Annotated in this window: 15 protein-coding genes; 11 read left to right on the top strand and 4 right to left on the bottom strand. The window is 62.1% G+C overall.

Features of this window, described 5'->3' with window-relative positions:
* Both VF629_RS25245 and VF629_RS25250 read left to right on the top strand, forming a co-directional pair.
* Nucleotides 1–1,474 (top strand): OmpA family protein (locus VF629_RS25245; protein ID WP_331061294.1); only part of this gene is annotated, 1,474 nt, incomplete at its 5' end.
* 105 nt (nucleotides 1,475–1,579) lie between these two features.
* Nucleotides 1,580–2,353 carry a hypothetical protein gene (locus tag VF629_RS25250; protein WP_331061295.1) on the top strand — a complete coding sequence of 258 codons (774 nt, stop codon included), beginning with the start codon at nucleotides 1,580–1,582 and terminating at the stop codon, nucleotides 2,351–2,353.
* Between the two features lie 64 nt (nucleotides 2,354–2,417).
* On the opposite strand, the gene VF629_RS25255 is transcribed toward VF629_RS25250, so the two are convergent.
* A complete protein-coding gene (locus tag VF629_RS25255; protein ID WP_331061296.1) occupies nucleotides 2,418–3,014 on the bottom strand; it encodes a transposase in 597 nt (198 codons plus the stop codon).
* Nucleotides 3,015–3,113: 99 nt separating this feature from the next.
* Between VF629_RS25255 and VF629_RS25260 the strand changes: the two genes are divergently transcribed.
* Nucleotides 3,114–3,944, top strand: coding sequence for an ATP-binding cassette domain-containing protein (locus VF629_RS25260; RefSeq protein WP_331061297.1), 831 nt, complete (start codon nucleotides 3,114–3,116; stop codon nucleotides 3,942–3,944).
* 31 nt (nucleotides 3,945–3,975) lie between these two features.
* Here the strand turns inward: VF629_RS25260 and VF629_RS25265 are convergent, their stop codons facing one another.
* Together VF629_RS25265 and VF629_RS25270 are read right to left on the bottom strand one after the other, a co-directional pair.
* On the bottom strand, nucleotides 3,976–4,338 hold the full coding sequence (locus VF629_RS25265) for a hypothetical protein (protein WP_331061298.1): 363 nt from the start codon (nucleotides 4,336–4,338) through the stop codon (nucleotides 3,976–3,978).
* Between the two features lie 38 nt (nucleotides 4,339–4,376).
* The gene (locus tag VF629_RS25270) at nucleotides 4,377–4,748 is read right to left on the bottom strand and encodes a hypothetical protein (RefSeq protein WP_331061299.1); all 372 of its coding nucleotides are present in this window, start codon (nucleotides 4,746–4,748) and stop codon (nucleotides 4,377–4,379) included.
* Nucleotides 4,749–4,760: 12 nt separating this feature from the next.
* On the opposite strand from VF629_RS25270, the gene VF629_RS25275 reads away from it, so the two are divergent.
* The 6 genes from VF629_RS25275 (at nucleotide 4,761) to VF629_RS25300 (ending at nucleotide 13,107) form a co-directional block, all read left to right on the top strand.
* Nucleotides 4,761–6,125 carry a sigma-54 dependent transcriptional regulator gene (locus tag VF629_RS25275; RefSeq protein ID WP_331061300.1) on the top strand — a complete coding sequence of 455 codons (1,365 nt, stop codon included), beginning with the start codon at nucleotides 4,761–4,763 and terminating at the stop codon, nucleotides 6,123–6,125.
* A gap of 345 nt (nucleotides 6,126–6,470) precedes the next feature.
* Nucleotides 6,471–6,602, top strand: a complete 132-nt coding sequence (locus VF629_RS25280) for a hypothetical protein (RefSeq protein WP_331061301.1) — start codon at nucleotides 6,471–6,473, stop codon at nucleotides 6,600–6,602.
* A gap of 6 nt (nucleotides 6,603–6,608) precedes the next feature.
* Complete coding sequence (locus VF629_RS25285; RefSeq protein WP_331061302.1) at nucleotides 6,609–7,085, top strand: glycosyltransferase; 477 nt, start codon at nucleotides 6,609–6,611, stop codon at nucleotides 7,083–7,085.
* Nucleotides 7,086–7,334: 249 nt separating this feature from the next.
* Nucleotides 7,335–8,798 carry a sensor histidine kinase gene (locus tag VF629_RS25290; RefSeq protein WP_331061303.1) on the top strand — a complete coding sequence of 488 codons (1,464 nt, stop codon included), beginning with the start codon at nucleotides 7,335–7,337 and terminating at the stop codon, nucleotides 8,796–8,798.
* 203 nt (nucleotides 8,799–9,001) lie between these two features.
* Complete coding sequence (locus VF629_RS25295) at nucleotides 9,002–9,712, top strand: hypothetical protein (RefSeq protein WP_331061304.1); 711 nt, start codon at nucleotides 9,002–9,004, stop codon at nucleotides 9,710–9,712.
* Nucleotides 9,713–9,828: 116 nt separating this feature from the next.
* On the top strand, nucleotides 9,829–13,107 hold the full coding sequence (locus tag VF629_RS25300; protein ID WP_331061305.1) for an AsmA-like C-terminal region-containing protein: 3,279 nt from the start codon (nucleotides 9,829–9,831) through the stop codon (nucleotides 13,105–13,107).
* A 35-nt stretch (nucleotides 13,108–13,142) separates the two neighbouring features.
* Here the strand turns inward: VF629_RS25300 and VF629_RS25305 are convergent, their stop codons facing one another.
* A complete protein-coding gene (locus VF629_RS25305) occupies nucleotides 13,143–14,237 on the bottom strand; it encodes a LacI family DNA-binding transcriptional regulator (protein WP_331061306.1) in 1,095 nt (364 codons plus the stop codon).
* Nucleotides 14,238–14,975: 738 nt separating this feature from the next.
* On the opposite strand from VF629_RS25305, the gene VF629_RS25310 reads away from it, so the two are divergent.
* Both VF629_RS25310 and VF629_RS25315 read left to right on the top strand, forming a co-directional pair.
* A complete protein-coding gene (locus VF629_RS25310) occupies nucleotides 14,976–18,074 on the top strand; it encodes a SusC/RagA family TonB-linked outer membrane protein (protein WP_331061307.1) in 3,099 nt (1,032 codons plus the stop codon).
* A gap of 19 nt (nucleotides 18,075–18,093) precedes the next feature.
* Nucleotides 18,094–19,659, top strand: coding sequence for a RagB/SusD family nutrient uptake outer membrane protein (locus VF629_RS25315; RefSeq protein WP_331061308.1), 1,566 nt, complete (start codon nucleotides 18,094–18,096; stop codon nucleotides 19,657–19,659).
* Nucleotides 19,660–19,695 lie beyond the last annotated feature (36 nt).

Below are 19,695 nucleotides of genomic sequence, written 5' to 3' on the forward strand. Positions count from 1 at the left end.
GGCCATGGCCGCCAACGGCCTCGACCTGCAGATTGTACGCCAGGACGACGTGGCCAAGATGCAAGCCGACCTGGTGAAAAACGCCCTGGACCTGCAGAATAACCCCGAAACACCGGGCCTGATAGTGAGCATCATGGGCGACGGCCTGCCCGCCTTCTCGGCCGTGCAAACGCAGTTGGAGAAAGCCGGCACCAGCCTGCAAATCATCCCCTACTCGGTGGGCAAGTCCTTTGGTGAAGACAAGCTGATGGGCCCCAAAGAATGGCTCGACAACCCGAAAGCGGCCCTGGGCAAAACCATTGCCTGCTACCTGCGCGACGGCGACCAGAACATTGCCCTGAAATGGTGCGCCGACAACGGCCTGAAGGTGAACCCCGACGAAACCACCTACGACCCAGAAGCCGTGAACTTCATGGCCGCCTCCGACTTCCTGGTGGCTGCTGAAAAGTACATCCTCGGCAAACCCGAAGCCCGCACCAAAGTGGTGAACGGCAAGAACACCGGCGTAAAAACCGACGTGGTAGCCGACGCCGTGGCCACCTGGACGCCCGGCGACGTGAACATTGCCAAGCAGCGCGGCGGCCTCGTGAACATCGTGAGCACCAAGGATTACTCGAACCAGATGCCCAACATCATGGTGACCACCAAGCGCTGGTACGATGCCCACCAGAAGGAAGTACTGGGCCTGATGACCAGCTTTGCCGTGGCCGGCGACCAAGTGAAAGCCCACCCCGAAGCCCTGAGCCGCGCCGCCGACATCTCGGCCAGCGTGTACGGCGACAACGACAAGCCCGGCGCCTACTGGCTGAAGTACTACAAAGGCGTGAGCGAAGCCGACCGCAACGGCGAAGTAGTGGAGCTAGGTGGCAGCAAAGCCTTCAATTTCAGCGACAACCTGAGCTTGTTTGGCTTGGACGAAGGCGGCACCAATGTGTACGCCGCCGTGTACAAAACCTTCGGCGATGTGCAAAGCAAGCTCTACCCCAAGGAATTGCCCAGCTACGTGCCCCTCGACCAGATGTTGGACCTCACGCCCCTGAAGAAGCTGCAGGCCCAATACAAAGGCAAGACCGTGGCCCCGGCCGAAACCCAGAAGTTTGCCGCTGACGACGAAATCCGCCAAAGCGTGAGCAAGCGCGCCTGGAACATCGCCTTCAACTCGGGCCGGAGCACCTTCACCCCCGCCGCCGAGCGCGACCTCAACCAACTCTTCAACGACCTGGTAGTAGCCGGCCGCCTGAAAGTGGCCGTGCACGGCCACACCGACAACACCGGCGACCCCGAGCGCAACCAGCAGCTCTCCGAAGACCGCGCCATGGCCGTGGAGCACTGGCTCGAAGCCAAAAGCCGCAGCGCCTTCCCCGACGGCCGCGTGCAAGTGTACGCCCACGGCGCCACCGTGCCAGTAGCCAGCAACACCACCCCCGACGGCAAAGCCAAAAACCGCCGCGTAGAGGTAGTGCTGGGCAATTAGCGGTGAGATGTAAAATAGTGAGGTGGTGAGTTTGACGTGCCTCCCGCGCTAAAAACTCATTACCTCACTTTCACTCACCAGTTCACACCTCACCATTTCACCGTCATGAAAACCCTCTTTGCCCCCAACGCTCAACCGCGCCGCGCAGTGTTCATCGCCATGGTTGCCGGGCAAGTGGCGCTGCTGTTGCTGCTGTGGCTCTTCTACCCCATGCAGCTCTTCCCCAACCTGGGAGAAGTCTTCCGCTCGCTAGGCGACCTCATCACCACCCAAGGCCTCATTCAGGAGCTGTGGGCCAGCATGACCACCGCCCTGCAAGCGTTGGCCATTGCCACGGTGCTGGCGCTGGGCATCTCCTACCTCACGGCGCTGCCTTTCTTCCGGCCCATTGCCTACGCAGCCTCCAAGATGCGCTATCTCACCCTAACGGGCCTCACCTTTTTCATGGCCCTGATGGTCAGTTCGGGCCACCAGGTGAAACTTTCGGTGCTCATTTTCGGCGCCACGGTGTACCTGGTCACGGGCATGACGAGCGTGATTCTGACCACCACGCAGGAGGAAATGGACCACGCCCGTACCCTGGGCATGGGCGAGTGGCGCAGCTTCTGGGAAGTGGTGGTGCTAGGCAAACTCGACGACATGCTCGAAGTGGTGCGGCAGAACTTCGCCATCATCTGGACCATGATTACGCTGGTCGAAACGCTCTACCAGTCCGAGGGCGGCATCGGCCTGCTGCTCTACAAGCAAAACCGCTACCTGCACCTCGATGGTGTGCTAGCCATCCAGCTTGTGATTCTGGCGACTGGCGCGGCCCAGGACTATGTGTTTGTGCTGCTGCGGCGGGTGTTTTTTCCTTATTCGACACTGGGCACGGTGTAGCGTGGACTCTGCGAGTCCGCGCGTGGCAGAACGTTCGACGAGGCGTGGACTCGCAGAGTCCACGCTACACCGCCCAATAAGTGTATCGCCACTGCCCCCAATCTTCGACCAGCCCTGCCTTAACCGGATTTTCAACCACATAGGCCAATACTTGCTCCAACTCACCTTTCCGTATCACATAGTCGTAGCTCTCAGCCTGCCAGAAAGGCCCCGAACGCTCTAGCAGTTTGTTCGCCTGTGTGGCGGTATAGCTCTTCAGCCGTTGCAGCGTTTTTACCAGCGGGGGAGCATCTTCCAGTATCCGAACCACCAAGTGTACGTGGTTCGGCATGAGGCAGTAGCACCGCAGGTCGTAGCCCGTGCCATCGAAATATCGCAAGGACTCCGCCACTAACTCCGCGATGGCGGGCTGTCGCAAATACATGGGGCCGTACTCGCCTTTATTTAGCTGAGCGTCGAAGCGCCCGAAGTACCGTTTCTGAGCCTCATAAAGCTGCGCGGGCTCCAACTCAAAACGCTGCCGCGCCAACTCAATTTCCGCCTGAAGCTGCTCTACCACCGTGCGGGGCAGCGAGCCCGCCAGCCGAAAAGTCAGGAACACTACCTCACCCGGCGGCAACCGGTGCGGCAGGTTCCGCTCATAACTAATCAAGTCCGACACGCCCGCAATGTAGCGTGGACTCTGCGAGTCCGCGCCCACCCGGTCCCATTCCACAACCCTAAAACGCGCGGACTCACAGAGTCCACGCTACAACCCGCCATGACTGCCCTCCCCTACAACTACAAAGACCCCCTCCTCACCCTCTCCAACGTCTCCATGTCCTTCCACGGCGAGCCCATCCTGCGCGACATCAACGCCCAGGTCCTCGACGTGACGCGGCCCGGCATGAACCAGGGCCAGGTCGTGGGCTTCTACGGCCGCTCGGGCATCGGCAAGTCGGTGCTGTGCCGCATCATGGCGGGCCTCATCGCCCCCAGCGCCGGCACCGTGGAAGTGGGCCAGGCCCAGCAGGCCGTGGCGCCCGGCATGGTGGGCTTCGTGCAGCAGCGCTACCCGCTGTTCGACCACCGCACGCTGCTCGACAACCTGCTGGTGGCTGCCGAGCGCAAGTACGCCCCCGCCGAGGCCCGCCAGCACGTCGAAACCTACCTGGAGCGGTTCTGCCTCGCGCCGCACCGCAAAAAGTACCCGGCCCACCTCTCGGGCGGACAGCGCCAGCGTGCGGCCATCGCCCAGCAGCTGCTCTGCTCCGACCACCTCATCCTGCTCGATGAGCCCTTCTCTGGCCTCGACGTGGCCATGATTGACGAGCTGAAACGCATTATCGTGGAAGTGACCACTATGGACGAGCTGAACACCGTCATCATCGTCTCGCACGACATCGTGACCACCACCGCCCTGGCCGACCGCCTCTGGCTGCTCGGCTACGAGCACGATGCGGCCGGGGCCCTCGTACCGGGCGCCACCATCAGCCCCCAGCACCAATACAACCTGGCCGAAATGGGCCTCGCCTGGCACGAAAACGTCGAAGCCGAAGCCGAATTCGCCCAGTTCGTGGAGCACATCAAGAATGAGATTCGGGGGAGTTGATTCTTAAAAATCATATTTGCAAAACGCGAAGCTAAACCGACCTATAATCTTTCAACTCTTTAATTTTTTTATTGATTCTGTCGCTGTTATTAGCTACATAATCGTAAAAATGTTTAAAGCCATACTCTTTGTAGATTTTATAACACAAAGCTTCAATCTCATCATATACATTTCTAAAGCTTTTATCCTCGTAATAGATGGAAGCGCAAGGAAAAGGACCGACATAGCAGGCGATAATAACATCCACTTCTATGGGCATTTCTTTGATATAATCTAGGGCCATAACAGTGTCGCATATCCAACATAAAATAGACACATGAGTGTCACTATTAAAATCTTTTGACCAGATTCCGTCAAAGTAAGTTTCTAAAAGTGTGTACGATTCAAGCTTCATAAAATTCAAATTACTGACGGCTGATTTGCCAGAAATAATTAACCTGCCTGGTAACCCAAGTTTAATTCCTTCATATCGAAGAAACACGCATCGCAAACGAGTTTAATTTTCGCGAAGCTTTCAGATTCTTCGTTCCACTTACCAATTCGCATCAGTACTTCATCGCACGCATCGCACCAAGCGCTGAGTTCGTCATTTGAGTAAACCACGCTTGGGTCAGAGGCAAAAGGCTCGTAAAATCCCACAGGCTTTTGAAGGTTCAGGTGATGGCAGACGTAAGCTGGATATCGGTTTCCGTGCGTGCAACATTCTACCCGGTTGTTTTCTTCGCTCATCGATTCGGTATTTAAGTAAACCTTATCAAAAGTAGCTGACAAAGCTGCCCGTACTTTGTCGTTGCAACTTTCCATTTTCCTCCGATAATGCCCACCGGTACCCTGCTCATCATCGACGACGAAGCGCGCCTCCGCCAACTACTGGCCCAGGTGCTGGAGCTGGAAGGCTACACCGTGCTACAAGCCCCCGACGCCCACCGCGGCCTGGAGCTGCTGCAGCAACACGCCGATGACGTCCTGCTCGTGATATCGGACGTGAAGCTGCCCGACGGCCACGGCGTGGACCTGCTCCCGCGTTATAAAGCCGCCGCTCCCGATGCCGAAGTGGTGCTGCTCACCGCCTACGGCACCATCCCCGATGGCGTGAAGGCCATGAAGCTCGGCGCGTTCGACTACCTCACCAAGGGCGATTTTGAGCAGCAGCTGGTGGTGGTGGTCGACCGCGCCGCCGAAAAAGCCCGCCTCCGCAAGCGCGTGGCCGAGCTGGAGCGCCGCGTGGGCCAGCAGTTCACCTTCGAGGCCATGATAGGCGACTCCGCCGAGCTGAAACGGGTGCAGCAGCTGGCCCGCCAAGTAGCGCCCACCGACAGCACCGTGCTGCTGGAAGGCCCCACCGGCAGCGGCAAGGAGCTCTTTGCCCAGGCCATTCACCAGGCCAGCGGGCGGCGGGGCAAGGCCTTCGTGGCCGTCAATTGCAGCGCCTTCCCCAAAGATTTGCTCGAATCCGAGCTGTTTGGCTACAAGAAAGGCGCCTTCACCGGCGCCCTCACCGACAAAAAAGGCCTGCTGGAAGAAGCCAACGGCGGTACCCTGTTCCTAGACGAAATCGGCGAGCTGGAGCTCAACGTGCAGGCCAAGTTCCTGCGGGTGCTGGAAAGCCAGACCTTCACCAAGCTTGGCGACACCAAGCCCACCAAGGTGAACGTGCGCCTTGTGGCCGCCACAAACCGCAACCTCAAGCAGGAAGCCGACGAAGGCCGTTTCCGCCCCGATTTGTACTACCGCCTCTCGGTGTTCATCATCCACGTGCCGCCCCTCAAAGACCGGCCCGCCGACGTGCCGCCCCTGGCCCACTACTTCCTGCAGTACTTCGCCGCCCGCCTCAGCAAGCGCCTGCCGGGCCTGGAACCCGAGTGCCTGGCGCTGCTGCAGCGCTACCCCTGGCCCGGCAATGTGCGCGAGCTGAAGAACGTGCTGGAGCGCGCCGCCATCCTGGCCCCCGCCGGCGAGCTGCTGGCGGCCGACTTCCTGCCCGACGAATTCCACGCCCTTGGCCGCCCCGCCAGGCCCGGCGCCGATGCCACCGACGAAAGTTTGCGCGCGCTGGAAGCCCGTCACATCGAAAAATTGATGACTACCTTAGAGGGCAATAAACCGGAAGTGGCTAAGCGTTTGGGCATTGGGCTCACCACCCTCTACCGCAAGCTGCAAGAATATGGGCTGGAAGGGTAACCTCTTCTGCGCAATGGAGTAATAGGGCCTGGATGAAGGAAATATGAAGCTGGATAGTGGGCCGCCTTTTCGGTCGGGCTGCTAGGATTGGCGATGATTTGCCGCACAGCAGCCGCCGCCGGGTGGGCGCCCAGGCAAGGGCTTTTGTACTTCGTCCGAATAATTCTGAGCTCCTGTCTCCATCCACCCAACGCGAGCATCGGCCAATTGGCGCCTTTTGCTCACCGAAAAAAGAATTGCTCTTGTGAGTAGATGACGTGAATAACGACTACCTCTGCAATGGCGTTAAAACCCTTCTCACGCTTTTGCTCCCGCAATTGGGGGATTGAAACCAGTTCGGAATTTTTGGCCAACGCATTCGTGGCTGCGGGCCACGAAGTCCGCTTGATGACGACGACCCGGGACGAGGCAGAGGACTTCCCCTACCCCATCATCCGCACCACGTCGCCGCTCGAAATGATTCAGCACCACGCCTGAGCCGACGTGGTGTTCGAAAACAACCCCTGCCTGCGCCTGAGCTGGGCCAAGGTCCTGTTTGGCAAGCCCTCGCTGGTGGTGCTGCACACCTGGATAAACCGCCTCGACGGCACCATTGGCTTCGTCGACCGCGTGATGGTGAAGGAGCTGAACCGGCACCGCTTTCAGTTCATTCCTTCCGTGTGGGAGGAGCCCTTCGGCATCGTGGCCCTCGAAGGCATCGCCTGCGGCCTGATTCCCATTGCCTCCGACGGCGGCCTGCCCGACGCCATTGGCGAGGCGGGCGTCACCTTCAAGCGCGGGCAGCTGGCGGCCCTGGTGGCCACCACCACCCGCTTGGTACAAAGCCCCGAGTTGCAGGCCAAGTGCCGCCGGGCCGCGCCCCAGCACCTGGCCAACTTCCGCTCCGACGCCATCAAGCAAGAGTTTTTGGCGGCCCTCGAGTCGGTGGCGGCCCCCCGCAGCCGGCAAGCTGTGAAATAAACCGCCCACCGGAAACTTGCGCTGCGGCCCGCAGCGGGTGCAACTTGCCCCGGCGTTGTAACGCGGAGTTGCGTCGTGCGATTAACCCAGCAGTGAGTCGGAAGAACCAAGCGGCAAGATGGCAAGTGCCGGTTGGCAAGCGAATTTTGCAGCACCTTGCGCCTCGTTCCACCCGACTCGCTGCTGAACGCGGCTCCGTACACCGGAAGTTTTTCCGGGCAGTGCGCAGCGGCAGCCCTCGTTCCTCCCATGTCGTTAAAACTTAAAATTCGCCTCAGCGTCTTGTTGCTGTTGCTGCTGTTGCTGGGTCTGGGCGGTTACGCCTTTTTCGTCATCAACTACCTCGAGCACGGCGCGCACGGCATCGAGCAGGCCGACTTTGCCATGGCGCGCTCCACGGTGCTGCTGTTTTTGGCCGCCGGCACCGCCCTGGGCATCGTGATGATGGTGCGGCTGCCGCGCGTGGTGGTGCGGCCCCTGCGCCGCCTCACCGTCGACATGGAGCGCGTGGCCGGCCCCGGCCCCGCCACCCGCGTGGCCGTGGGCCGGCACGACGAAGTGGGCACCGTGGCCACCGCCGTAAACCGCGTGCTGAGCCAGGCCCAAAACGAGCGCCGCGCCACCCTGGCCGAGCTCTTCATCCAACGCAACCGCATGGACAGCCTGGTGCGCAGCCTCGACGAGGGCCTGCTGCTCCTGGACGAGCACGGCGTGATTGTGCTGGCCAACCCGCTGGCCTGCGACCTGCTGGGCCGCTCGCAGCAAGAGCTGCTGGGCCACGCCGCCGAGGAAATAGCCAAAACCAACGACACGCTGCGCGAGTGGCTGGTGCCGCTGGCCGAGGGCAACCTATCGGGCGACGCCGTGCCCGACCCCGTGTTCACCTTCCCGCACAAGGGCGAGGCGCCGCACTTCCAGCTGTGCATCAGCCCCATCGAGGCCACCGACCGGGCCGCGGGGCCGCCCACCTTCGGCGGCCACATCCTCACCCTGCGCAATGTGTCCGACTTCAAGAAGCTGGACGAGGTGAAGTCAGCTTTCCTGGCCACCATTTCGCACGAGCTGAAAACCCCGCTGGCCAGCATCAAGCTCAGCCTGATGCTGCTGCAGGACGAGCGCACCGACGCGGCCCGGCGCCAGCTCATTGCGGCCGGCATCGGCGAGGAAACCCAGCGCCTGCTGAGCATGGTGGGCCAGCTCATCGACGTGGCCCGGCTCGATGCGGGCGCGGGCATCAAGCTCAACGTGCAGCGCGTGAAGCTGGCCGAGGTCATCCACTACGCCACCCAAACCGTGCGCCCCCAGCTCGAAGACAAGCAGCTGTGCCTCGACACCCACATTCCCGAGGGCCTGCCCGACGTGCAGGGCGACGTGGAAAAAACCACCTGGGTGCTCATCAACCTGCTTTCCAACGCCATTCGCTATTCGCCGACTGCGGCCCCGCTCACCATTCGGGCGGTGCGCTGGGGCGAAATGGTGCGGGTGTGCGTCGAAGACCGGGGCCCCGGCATTGCGCCGGAGCACCACAAGCGCATCTTCCAGCGGTTTGCGGGCGTGCCGGGCGGCACCGCCCCCAGCAGCGGCAGCTCCGGGCTGGGGCTAAGCATTTCGCGCGAGTTCATTGGGGCCCAGGGCGGCGCGCTGTGGGTAGAGAGCAAGCCCCAGGCCGGCAGCCGTTTCCTGTTCACGCTGCCCGTGGTGGCGGGGGTGTAGAGACGCGACCCTTCGCGTCTCCTCGTTGCACGAGGTTGCGTGAACGATGCCGGCCTTTACTGTGCGGCCGCCGAGGCGCGAAGGGTCGCGTCTCTACAGTCGTGCTGGTGGGCTTGTTGGGGCTTTTCGGTTGTTTGGGGCGGCGGGCCGTAAACCCAGCCGTAGCGGTTGAAATCTTCTTCCGCCCACCAACCTGTCCCATTATGTTGACCCCCGACCTGAAGTTTACCGTTGAGCGTTTGTCGTTCGCCACCTTATCCGAGCTGCCCAATTCCTGGCAGAACGAAGACTACAAAGCGCTGCTGAAGCGGATGAACTACGACAACCCGGACGACATCAACGAAGCCGAGCTGCGGGAAATGTGCCTGATGTCGTTCACCGATTTGGAGCCGCGCGAGGCGGCCGAGGTGGTGCTGGGCTACCTGTTTCCGGAAGCGCTGAACGCGGGCCAGATTGAAAACCTCTCCCACCAGATGCTCACCGAAAAGCTGTGGGAAGAAAATCCCGAGCTGCCGCTGCACAAAGGTTTTTACCAAGCCACCGAGCTGCTATACACCGCCTACAACGGCACCTTTCCGCGGGCCCAGGCCGTGCAGTTTGCCGTGAAATGCACCGCCGAAAACCCCGAGGACCTCGCCGTGTTTGCCGACGCCCCGGCCGCCCCGCTCCTGCGCCTCCTGGCCCAGGGCCTGCCCGATAGCGCCCTGCTAAACCGCTTGTTTTCGACGCAGCTGGAAGGCCCGGCGTTTGCCGAGGCGCCGGCCATCCTGTGGCAGCTGGCCACCAAAGAGTCGGAGCCTACGTCGCGGACGTTTGAAGTTGTGAGCTCGACCAATTGGTTGGAAGACTTCAAATACGCCGACGTGTACGAGGCCACCACCCACGCCGACGCCGTGGCCGCCGCCGAAGAATAGCCTCGGCAAGCCCAGGGGGCGAGGCAGTCAGCACTGGGGTTTTCACGTAAATGGGTCATCCCGGCTAACTTGCACGCCGCCGTTTGCACTCTACCCGGCAATTGTGACTTATTCTCATGAAATCTTTCCCTTTGCGACGAGTGCTGCTATCGGTGCTGCTGCTGGGGGTGCTGGGAGTGGGAATTGGGGTCTGGCTGCTGGGCAGCAAATATGGCCGGCGCGTGGTGGCCCAACGGGTGCGCCACGCCCTCACCCGCAATTCTGAATTGGTGCTGGGGCCGTTTGAGGTGGAGCTGTCGCCCTGGCGCGACTTCCCGCACCTCACGGCTTCCATCCATCACATCAGCCTGACCGATACCTCGTACCGGCAGCAGGTGCCCGTGCTGCGCGTGAACCGCGCCGACGTGCGCCTGGAGCTGGCCGCCCTGCTGCGCGGCCAAGTGCGCATGACGCGGCTGATGATTAACGACGTGGATTTCCAGGAGCGCACCGACTCGCTGGGCCGCACCTGGGGCCTGCGCGGCAAGCGCCGCAAAGGCACCGGCACGCCCCCGCCGCTGAACCTGACCCTGGACGAGCTCATCGTCAACAACTTCCGCATGAGCTCACACAACAGCTACTCGCGCAGCGCCTTCGGGGCACGGGCACGGCAGGCGCGCCTCACGGCGCGGGTGCGGGCGGGTGTGCTGCACCTATCGGGCACCCTGGACGGAGAGCTGAGCTACTTGCGCACCCGCGCCGGCAGCCTCTTTGAGCGCGAGCCCGTGCGGGCCTGGGTGAACTACAAGTACACCTTTCGCGACCGCCAAGGGCTGCTCTGGAAAACCCGCGCCACCCTCAACGGCGATACCATTCGCGTGAGCGGCACCCATACCGTCGACCCTCGCCAGCCCGTGGGCACCATGCTCAAGCTGCAGTTTGTGGGCAACCAGCCGCTGACCAAGGTGTTGCGCGCGGCCCTGCCCACCCGGCTCGAACCCTACCTGGAGGGAGCCACCAGCCCCAGCACGGCCCACATTCATTACACCATTACGGGGCTGAGCGGGCCCAAAATCAGCCCGCGCAACGTGCTCACGTTTAGCCTGCGGGGGGCCAGCCTGCAGTGGCCGGACGCGACCCGGCGCATTTCCCGCTGGGACTTGCGGGGCACCTACGACAACGGCCCGGCCCACAGCGTGAAGTCCACGATACTGACCTTGCAGCACTGCCGCATCTATTCGTCGGCGGGGCTGCTCGACGTGGACCTAACCCTGCGGGATTTTACCCGCCCCGTGGTGAACGGTCACTTTCGGGGCCGCACCGAGCTGCCCGCGTTTGCCGCCGTGGTGGCCCCGGGCCGGTGGCGCGCCCGTGGCGGCATTGCCGACGTGGACGTGCGGGTGCGCGGCCTGCTGCCCGCCCCGCCGGGCCGGCCCGACCCCGGCCGGCGCCCCATGTCCCTACGCGGCGCCGTGACGCTGCGCAACGCCGCGTTTGCCGTGCCCGTGCGCGGCGCCGACGTATCCGACCTGAACGTGCAAATGGGCCTGCGCGACAGTGTGTGGCAATTGTCGAACGCCTCGGGCGTGCTCAACAACATGCGCTTCCGGGCCTCGGCCACTACCACGTATTTATACGACTACCTCACCGGCGAGCACCCCACGGCGAGCATCAGCGGGGATTTTGCGGTGGACGAGTTGCACCTCGCGCGCCTGCGCACCCTCATGCGGCCGGTGCCCCGCACCGCCGGCCCCGGCTTTTCGCCCACCAGCCTGCCCAAGCCCGCGCGGGCCCGGCGCCCGCGCGGGCAGCTAGCCGCCACCCTCGCCAGCGAGCTGATTCCGCCGGGCCTGCTGCTGAACGTGGGGCTGCGCTGCGACCGCCTGCTCCTGGCCGCCGACACCCTACGCAACCTGGCCGTGACGGTGCGCCACGACGGCCAGCGCGTGGAACTGCTGAACCTGGCGGGCCGGGTGTGGGGCGGCAACGTGGCCGGCAGCCTGGGCTGGCCCACCGACCCCCTCAACCACGTGGCCCCCGTGCAGTACCAGCTGGGCGTGCATTTTGCCACGGTCAACTACCGGCAGTTTCTGGGCCGCCTGGCCAAGCCGGTGCTGCTGCCCAATGAGCCCGCCAAAGTCCGCAAGCCCGCCAACCCGGCCCTGCGCGACTTGCTGCTGGCCGCCAACGGCCGCCTGAACATCAGCATCGACGAAGTGCAGCTTCCCGAAAACGAAAGCCTAACCGGCGTGCAGCTGCAGCTGCAAAAAACCGGTTCCACGCTGCAGCTGCCGTTCCTGCGCTTCCAAACCTCCCAGGGCGGGCGCGGCGAGGCCACGGCCACGGCCCGGGTAGAAAACCTGCGCCTCGTGTCCGGCGACGCCGACGTGACGCTGCGCTACACCACCCTCGACGTGCAGCGCCTGCTGGCCGTGATTGCCAGCCTGACGGCCCCCGCCGATACCGTGCCCACTGCTGCCACCCTGGCCCGGGCCGAGCGACGCGCCACCCGCCGCACCCTGCGGCAGCAGTCCACCGAAAATACGTCGGTACTGGCCAGCGGGGCCCTGAGCGCCGTGCTGCGCGTGGAAGCCGACCAGGTGCGCTACGCCGCCATGCGCGGCAGCAAGCTGCGGCTGGTGTCGCGCCTGCGCGACGGCGAAGCCCGCCTCGACCATTGCACCCTCAACGCGCTGCAAGGCCACATCAGCATCCGCGGCCTGATAGAAAGCACCGCCAGCCGCCATCTCTACCCGGCCCAGGCGCAGGTGGAGCTGGAAGACGTGCAGCTCCCGGCCTTGTTTGCCACCGCCACGGCCATGGGCCTGAAAGTGCTGGGAGGCGACAACATCCGGGGCAGCGTGCGCGGCGTGGTGGACCTGCGCACCGACCTCGACGCCAAGTTCCTGCCCAACCTGAAGGGCACCGTGGGCTACCTGAAAACCGATTTCCGCGACCTAGAGCTGCTCAACGTCGAGGCGCTGATGGAGGCGCTCAAGTTCATGAAAGCGGAGCGCACCAGCCACCTTTACTTTGAGCCCGTGAGCGGCGAATTTCTCCTGGTAAACGGGCAATTGCTGATTCCGAGCTTGCGCCTGAACAGCAACCTCAGCACCCTGGACGTGAGCGGCCGCTACGGCCTGGATGGCCGCAGCAACATCTACATCGGTTTGAAACCCTTCCAGGCGCTATTCGGCGACAACACCAAGCGCGTGGAGCGCATTCAGGAAGGCGAAACCAAAGCCTACCGCAAGCTCACCTACCTCAACCTGCGCCGCGACGCGCCGGGCGAGAAGTACAAGGTGCGCTTTTTTCAGAAGGAAGAGCAGCGGCGCGAACAGGCCGCCCTCCTGCAGCAGCGCCGCGACCTGCTGCAAACCCAGCAACTCGACACCACGGCCAGCCTCTTCCGCTGAGGCGTCGCGCAGCCATTTTGAGCCTCGGGTAGTCTTCAGGCGCTGGCCGCCGTGGGGAGTTGCGGGGCCGCGCTGCGCAGTACCGCCCGCGAGCCCTCATCAGTCACCAGGCGTTGCGACGAGCCCCGCACCCGCAAAGTCGCGCCAAGCACCGTGCGCGAATGCTCCAGCGGCTGGTCGTCGCGCAGCTGCTGAATCTCGCGCAGCAGCAGTTCGGTTGCCTGGCGCCCAATCTCATAGCCGGGCTGGGCCACGGAGCTCACCTGCGGCTCTACCAGCTGGCACACGGCCCAGTCGCTGAAGCCGACGACGGCCACGTCGGCGGGCACGCGCCGGCCCTCTTCCCGAAGCGCGGTAAGGGCTCCGATGGCCACGGAGTCGGACACGGCAAAAATCCCGTCGGGCGGCTCGGGCAGGGCCAGGAGCTGCCGCGTAAAAGCCAGGCCCTCGGCGTGGCTCACGTCGTGGCATTCAACCACGTACTCGGGCCGAAACGGCAGGCCGTGCGCCGCCAGCGCCGCTTGGTAGCCCGCAAAGCGCTTGCGGGTATTTTCGGGGTTGGGCGGGCCTTTGAGGTGGGCCACGCGGGTGCAGCCCTGGGCCAGCAGGTGGGTCACGGCGTCGTAAGCGCCCTGGAAGTCGTCGGTGACGACGCTGCTGGCGTCGAGGTCGGCGCTGATTTTGTCGAACAGCACCACGGGCAGGTCGTAGTCCTGCAAGGCGCGCAGGTGGTCCACGGTGGCCGTTTCGTTGCTCAGGCACACCAGCAGGCCGTCCATGCCGGTGGCGTGCAGCATCTGCGTCACGCGGATTTCCTTTTCAAAGCTTTCGTTGCTCTGGCTCAGCAGCACGTGGTAGCCCTGGCCTTCGGCCACTTCGATGATGCCGCTGATGACGTCGGAGAAGAAAGGGTGCACGATGTCGGGCACCACCACGCCCACCACCCGGTACGACTTCTGGCGCAGCTTCACGGCCATGGGGTGCGGGGCGTAGTGCAGACGCTCGGCGGCGGCGAGCACCAGTTGCTTGGTGGCGATGCTGATGTCGGGGTAGTCCTTCAGGGCCCGCGACACCGTGGCCACGGTCACGCCGAGGGCTTGGGCGATGTCGCGCAGGGTAGCTCGTTTCATAAGGAGGCAGCGACGGGGTAAGGGACGAGGTGAGTGGTCAAAGCTAAGCTTATTATACAACCGCAGCCTGGCATTAGCTTAACAATCGAGTCATAAAAAGAACTACGCTCCTCTTTCAGGACAAAAAATATTTTGCTTTCCGAAATCGATTACGTTACCGATTTCGGAGAAAAAAACAGCATTTCTGCGAGCCTTCTCATTGGTTTTCTGAGAAATATCTCTCAATCTTTACCGCCGTAGCTGCTTCCTTTCACCCGTTTAAACTCTTCTGCCATGGACCCTCTTCCCCGCACGAATCCTGAGTTAGTAAATGGGCTAACGCCTGCGAAAACCGGTCCGGGCCGGACCTAGCAGTTCTCTGGCTGGAGCAATGGATGGCCCGTGGTGCTTGCTGGCCGCGCCTTACGCTACGCCCATACGCCGGCCAGAGCCCCACTCGACAAACTTGGCGATGGCCAGTGGGCAACAGCTATGTCTACAGCCTTTTTCACCAGCTAGTTATGCCTGGCCAACTGCACCGAGGGCCACAAACCTACTCGCTGTAGCAACAGCAGCTTCGTCTTGGATGCGGCAATGCACAACCAAGTCCCAGCACCTAATAACCAATATTTTACCTAGAGGATGTTTCCGGCAAAACCTTAGCAACTGCGTTGCGGTTCACTGCAAACGATTTCAGCAATCGTTTGGGGTGACAACGGCCGTTGCTTTTTTTGATTCCCACCACTAAAACCCTTTCTCATGCGAAACAACTTATACACATCGCTCACGGCGAATACGCTACCGGCCCCGAACCCGGCCGGTTCGTTTCGAGCCAAAGCCCTGCTCAGGCTGCTGGCGGTGAGCCTACTGGCACTGCTGCCGTTGCTGAGCCAGGCACAGGCCAACCGGTCTATATCCGGCAAAGTCACCGATGCCCAATCTGCTGGCCTGCCGGGTGTAACGGTAATTGTGCCGGGCAGCACGGTGGGCACGAGCACGGGCGCCGATGGTGCCTTTCAGTTGCAAGTGCCCGAGACGGCCACCACGCTGACATTCTCCTTTGTAGGCTACGCCACGCAGCAAGTCGACATCACAGGTAAAACCTCGGTGCAGGTATCCTTAAAGGATGACACTCAGGGACTTAGCGAAGTAGTGGTGGTGGGCTACGGTACGGCCCGCAAGCAAGACGTGACCGGCGCCGTAGCGGTAATTGGCGAGAAGGACTTCAACCGGGGCACCTTCACCTCGCCCGACCAACTGCTCCAGGGCCGCGTGTCGGGGGTGCAGGTGAGCAACAACAGCGGGCAGCCCGGTGGGCCATCTACCATCCGCATCCGGGGCAACTCGGCCGTGACGGGCACGGGCCAGCCGCTGTACGTGGTGGACGGCGTGCCGCTTGACGGCCGCACAGCGCGGCCGGGCATAGGCGCCCCTGGTACCCAAGCGGCTAGTGTCGATGTGGGGCAGGGGCCCGATAGCAACCCGCTGAACTTCCTCAACCCCGACGACATTGAGACCTTCACCGTGCTTAAGGATGCCTCGGCTACGGCCATTTACGGCTCGCGGGCGGCCTACGGAGTGGTGCTCATCACCACCAAGAAAGGCAATGCGGGCGCCCCGGTGCTCAGCGTTGGGGCCTCGACCGGCTTCTCGACCATCCTACGCCGGCCCGAGTATCTTGACGCTGGCCAGTACCGCCAAGCCATAACGTATTACAATGTGCCCAGCAGCGGCCCAGTCGGCAGCGCCGGCAATCCTGATAAAGGGGGCAATGTAGATGCCCTCGACGAAATTCTGCGTACTGGCTACCTTCAGAACTACAACGTATCGATGAGCGGCGGCGGCGAAACTGGCCGCTACCGCCTCTCGCTGGGCTACCTCGACCAGGACGGCATCGTGCGCAAAACCGGCTTCAAGAAGTACAGCGCCAACCTCTCGACCAACCTCCAATTTCTGGAAAGCAAGAAGCTGGGCGTGGACGTGAGCATCGCCACCAGTCAGTTTCAGGAAAAGCTGGCCAACATCACCACCGACGCCGGCTTCCGGGGCAGCCTCATCGGGCAGGCCTTGCAGTGGAACCCGACCCAGCCGCTGCGCAACCCCGACGGCTCGCTCTACATCGTGGCTGGCGACGTGGTGAACCCGCTGGCGGCCCAGGAGCTTTATGACGATAATTCGCGGGTCAACACCGTGCTGGCCAGCATCGCGCCTTCCTATAAGTTTACCGATTGGCTCAACTACCGCCTGCAGTTGAGCGTGAACTATAACAGCGGTGAGCGGCGCACGTCCTACGACCAGCGCCTGATTAATCTTCCGGGTATCCGAGACCAGGGCTTTGCCAGCATCAGCAACAGCGAACTGTCCACGCAGCAAATTGCACACACGCTCAATTTCAACAAGGCCATCGTTTCGGACCTGAACCTGAACGCCGTGTTGGGGTATGAGTACACCAACTTTATTAATAAGAGCTCCAGCCTGAGCGGCTTTGGCAATGCGGCTGCGGGCGGCTTTGGCAGCTTAGGTCTTGATTACACCGACTACATTCAGACAACGGCAACCGGCAACCGCAGCATTCGCTCGTCCAACGACCCCACGTATGAGTTGCAGTCGTTTTTCGGTCGTGCCATCTTTAACTACAAAGACCGGTACGTGCTGACCGGTACGCTGCGCCGCGACGAAAGCAGCAAGTTCGGCGCCGACAACCGGGTGGGTTATTTCCCATCGTTTGCCGCGGCGTGGGACCTGAGTCGCGAGTCTTTCTTTCCTTCCGAAAAGCTCACGCAGCTCAAGCTACGGGCCGGCTACGGGCTGACCGGCAACCAAGAGTTTCCCGCTGGTGCGGCCGTGGACCGTTTCGAAGTCCTGGACAACGGGTTGCAGCGACCACTCAATAGTCGCAACCCAAAATTGAAATGGCAGGCGGACCGCCAATTCAACGTTGGCATCGATATCGGGGCGTTCAACAACCGCCTCACGTTCTCGGCCGATTACTTCAACAGAACCACCTCCGATATCTTATTTCCCACCATTCCCGGCCAGCCCGCTCCGCAAATTCAAGCCATCTTCTGGGATAACCTCGACGGCGAGATTGTGAACAAGGGCCTGGAGATGGCCCTGAACACCACGCTGCTGAGCAACGAGAAAGCCGAAGTGAGTTTCAATGCCAACGCCACGTTCATTCGCAACGAGGTAAAAGACCTGGAGGGGCCTGTCATCATCACGGGTGCTATCAACGGGCAGGGGCTGTCGGGAGCTACGTCCCAACTCATACGCAACGGCTACCCCATCAACGCCTTTTTCCTGCCCCGGTTCAATGGGTTTGATGACCGGGGCATCTCCATTCCCCTTGACATTGCCAACCCGGTCTATGGGGGCAGCCCCAACCCCCGCACGCTGCTGGGCTTGGGCCTGAATGCCCGCTACAGCAAGCTGTCGCTGGTGGCCAACATGACCGGCGTGTTTGGCCAGTACGTGTACAACAACACGCTGAACGCCATAGGCGCAGTGGGCGGGATTGGGGCCGGCAAAAACATTGCGCTTTCCACGTTTGAAAACCCGGTCAAAGAAGCGGCCGGCAACGCGGGTGCCGCTTCGACCCGCTACCTGGAAAAAGGCGATTTCCTGAAGATGTCCAACCTAACGCTGTCCTACGCCGTGGGCAACGTGGCTGGCTTTATGAAAGGTGCCCGCGTGTACGCCACGGGGCAGAACTTATTTGTCATCACCGATTACGACGGGTTTGACCCGGAAGTCAACACCGTCAAGACCGGGGCAAACAAAGTGCCTTCAGTCGGCATCGACTACCTGCCCTACCCCAGCGCCCGCACCTTCACTTTCGGCGTCAACTTCAATCTGTAATCACTAATTCATTCCCACCATGAAGTACAATAAGATTGCCTACGCAGGCGCTCTGTTAGCCCTCCTACAAGGGACTGCGAGCTGCGAGCTGACCGAAAAGCTGCAAGGGGAGCTGACGGCCGACCAGATTCCGAAGGGCGACCCGGCGGCCCTGCTCCAGGGCGTGTACAGCGCCCAGCGCGACCCCATCCAGGGCCACGTGAGCGTGTTTGCTCTCCAAGAAGTATCCACCGATGCGCGCATCATGCCCACCCGCGGGCCGGACTGGGACGACAACGGCAAGTGGCGGCAACTGTTCAACCACACCTGGGACGGCAACAACGAGCGGGTGCGCGACACCTTCAATCAGCTCGAAGGCATCGAATTTGCCTCCACCGACTTGCTGCGCTTCGGACCCACGCCGCAACAAGCGGCCGAATCCCGGTTTCTGCGGGCCTGGGCTGAGTTCTTGCTGCTGGACATGTACGACCAGGTGCTATACCGGGAACCGGGCGAAGAACTGAGCAACCTGGCCCGGGTGCGCAAGGGTCCCGAGGCGCTGAACTACATCGTCAGTGAGCTCAACGCCATCCAGAAGGACCTGCCCGACGCCCCCGTGAGCAAGGCCACCAAGGACGCCGCCCGGGTACTGCTCATGAAGTGCTACCTTAACAAGGGAGTCTACGCTAACCGCCAATCGCCGACGTTTGCCGCCGCCGACATGAATCAGGTAATCACGCTGGCCGACGAAATCATCAACAGCAACAAGTACTCATTCACGCCCAACTACTTCGACAACTTTGCGCCCGACAACGGGACCATTGGCCGGGAGAACATTTTCACACAGGAAAATACCTTCGGCAACGGCGGTCCCTTGCGCGATTTATGGAAGTTTGTGTCGCACTACAACATGCGGCCCGTGGACGGCTACAACGGCCCGGCCGTGCCCGGCGCGTTCTACGACCTATTCGAGGCCACCGACAAGCGGCGGGGCATGCCCTACGACGTAGCGGGCGGACCGGCCAACCCCGGCCGGCGCATCAACGTGGGATTCCTTATCGGCCAGCAGTACAACCTGGCCACCGATGCCCCGCTAACCACGCGGAACGGGGCGCCGCTGGTGTTCACCAAAGACGTCAGCCTCGTTGAATCCGGCGGCGACCTTGAAGCCAAGGGCATCCGTCCCATCAAGTACCCCGTCGATTACGTGAGCGAGGTTAAGGGCGGCAACAGCTCCGAGAACGACCACGTGACCTTCCGGCTGGCTGACGTGCTGCTGATGAAGGCTGAAGCTATTCTGCGGGGGGGCACGGCCACCAGCGCCGGCTCCTACGGCAGCACGCCGCTGGCCATCGTGAACGCGCTGCGCACCCACCCCTCGCGCGGGGCCAGCGCCCTGCCCGCCCTCACGCTTGATATCCTGATTGACGAGCGGGGCCGGGAGCTGTACAGCGAGTCGTGGCGGCGGAATGACTTGGTACGGTTCGGCAAGTTCCTGCTAGCTCGCAAAGATAAGCCCGCTAGCAACCCCAGCCGCTTGGTTTATCCCGTGCCGCAGCAGCAGGTAGACATCAACAGCAACATCACGCAGAACCCCGGGTACTAGCCATCACAACGGCCAATTAGGTCAGTGTATGAACAA

It is taken from the genome of Hymenobacter sp. (genome assembly GCF_036388155.1).
Taxonomy (GTDB): Bacteria; Bacteroidota; Bacteroidia; order Cytophagales; family Hymenobacteraceae; genus Hymenobacter.

Coding starts and splice junctions, on each gene's coding strand:
- VF629_RS25305 (WP_331061306.1), bottom strand. CDS start 14,237: ATGAAACGAGCTACCCTGCGCGACATCGCCCAAGCCCTCGGCGTGACC.
- VF629_RS25265 (WP_331061298.1), bottom strand. CDS start 4,338: ATGAAGCTTGAATCGTACACACTTTTAGAAACTTACTTTGACGGAATC.
- VF629_RS25295 (WP_331061304.1), top strand. CDS start 9,002: ATGTTGACCCCCGACCTGAAGTTTACCGTTGAGCGTTTGTCGTTCGCC.
- VF629_RS25260 (WP_331061297.1), top strand. CDS start 3,114: ATGACTGCCCTCCCCTACAACTACAAAGACCCCCTCCTCACCCTCTCC.
- VF629_RS25300 (WP_331061305.1), top strand. CDS start 9,829: ATGAAATCTTTCCCTTTGCGACGAGTGCTGCTATCGGTGCTGCTGCTG.
- VF629_RS25290 (WP_331061303.1), top strand. CDS start 7,335: ATGTCGTTAAAACTTAAAATTCGCCTCAGCGTCTTGTTGCTGTTGCTG.
- VF629_RS25270 (WP_331061299.1), bottom strand. CDS start 4,748: ATGGAAAGTTGCAACGACAAAGTACGGGCAGCTTTGTCAGCTACTTTT.
- VF629_RS25275 (WP_331061300.1), top strand. CDS start 4,761: ATGCCCACCGGTACCCTGCTCATCATCGACGACGAAGCGCGCCTCCGC.
- VF629_RS25250 (WP_331061295.1), top strand. CDS start 1,580: ATGAAAACCCTCTTTGCCCCCAACGCTCAACCGCGCCGCGCAGTGTTC.
- VF629_RS25315 (WP_331061308.1), top strand. CDS start 18,094: ATGAAGTACAATAAGATTGCCTACGCAGGCGCTCTGTTAGCCCTCCTA.
- VF629_RS25310 (WP_331061307.1), top strand. CDS start 14,976: ATGCGAAACAACTTATACACATCGCTCACGGCGAATACGCTACCGGCC.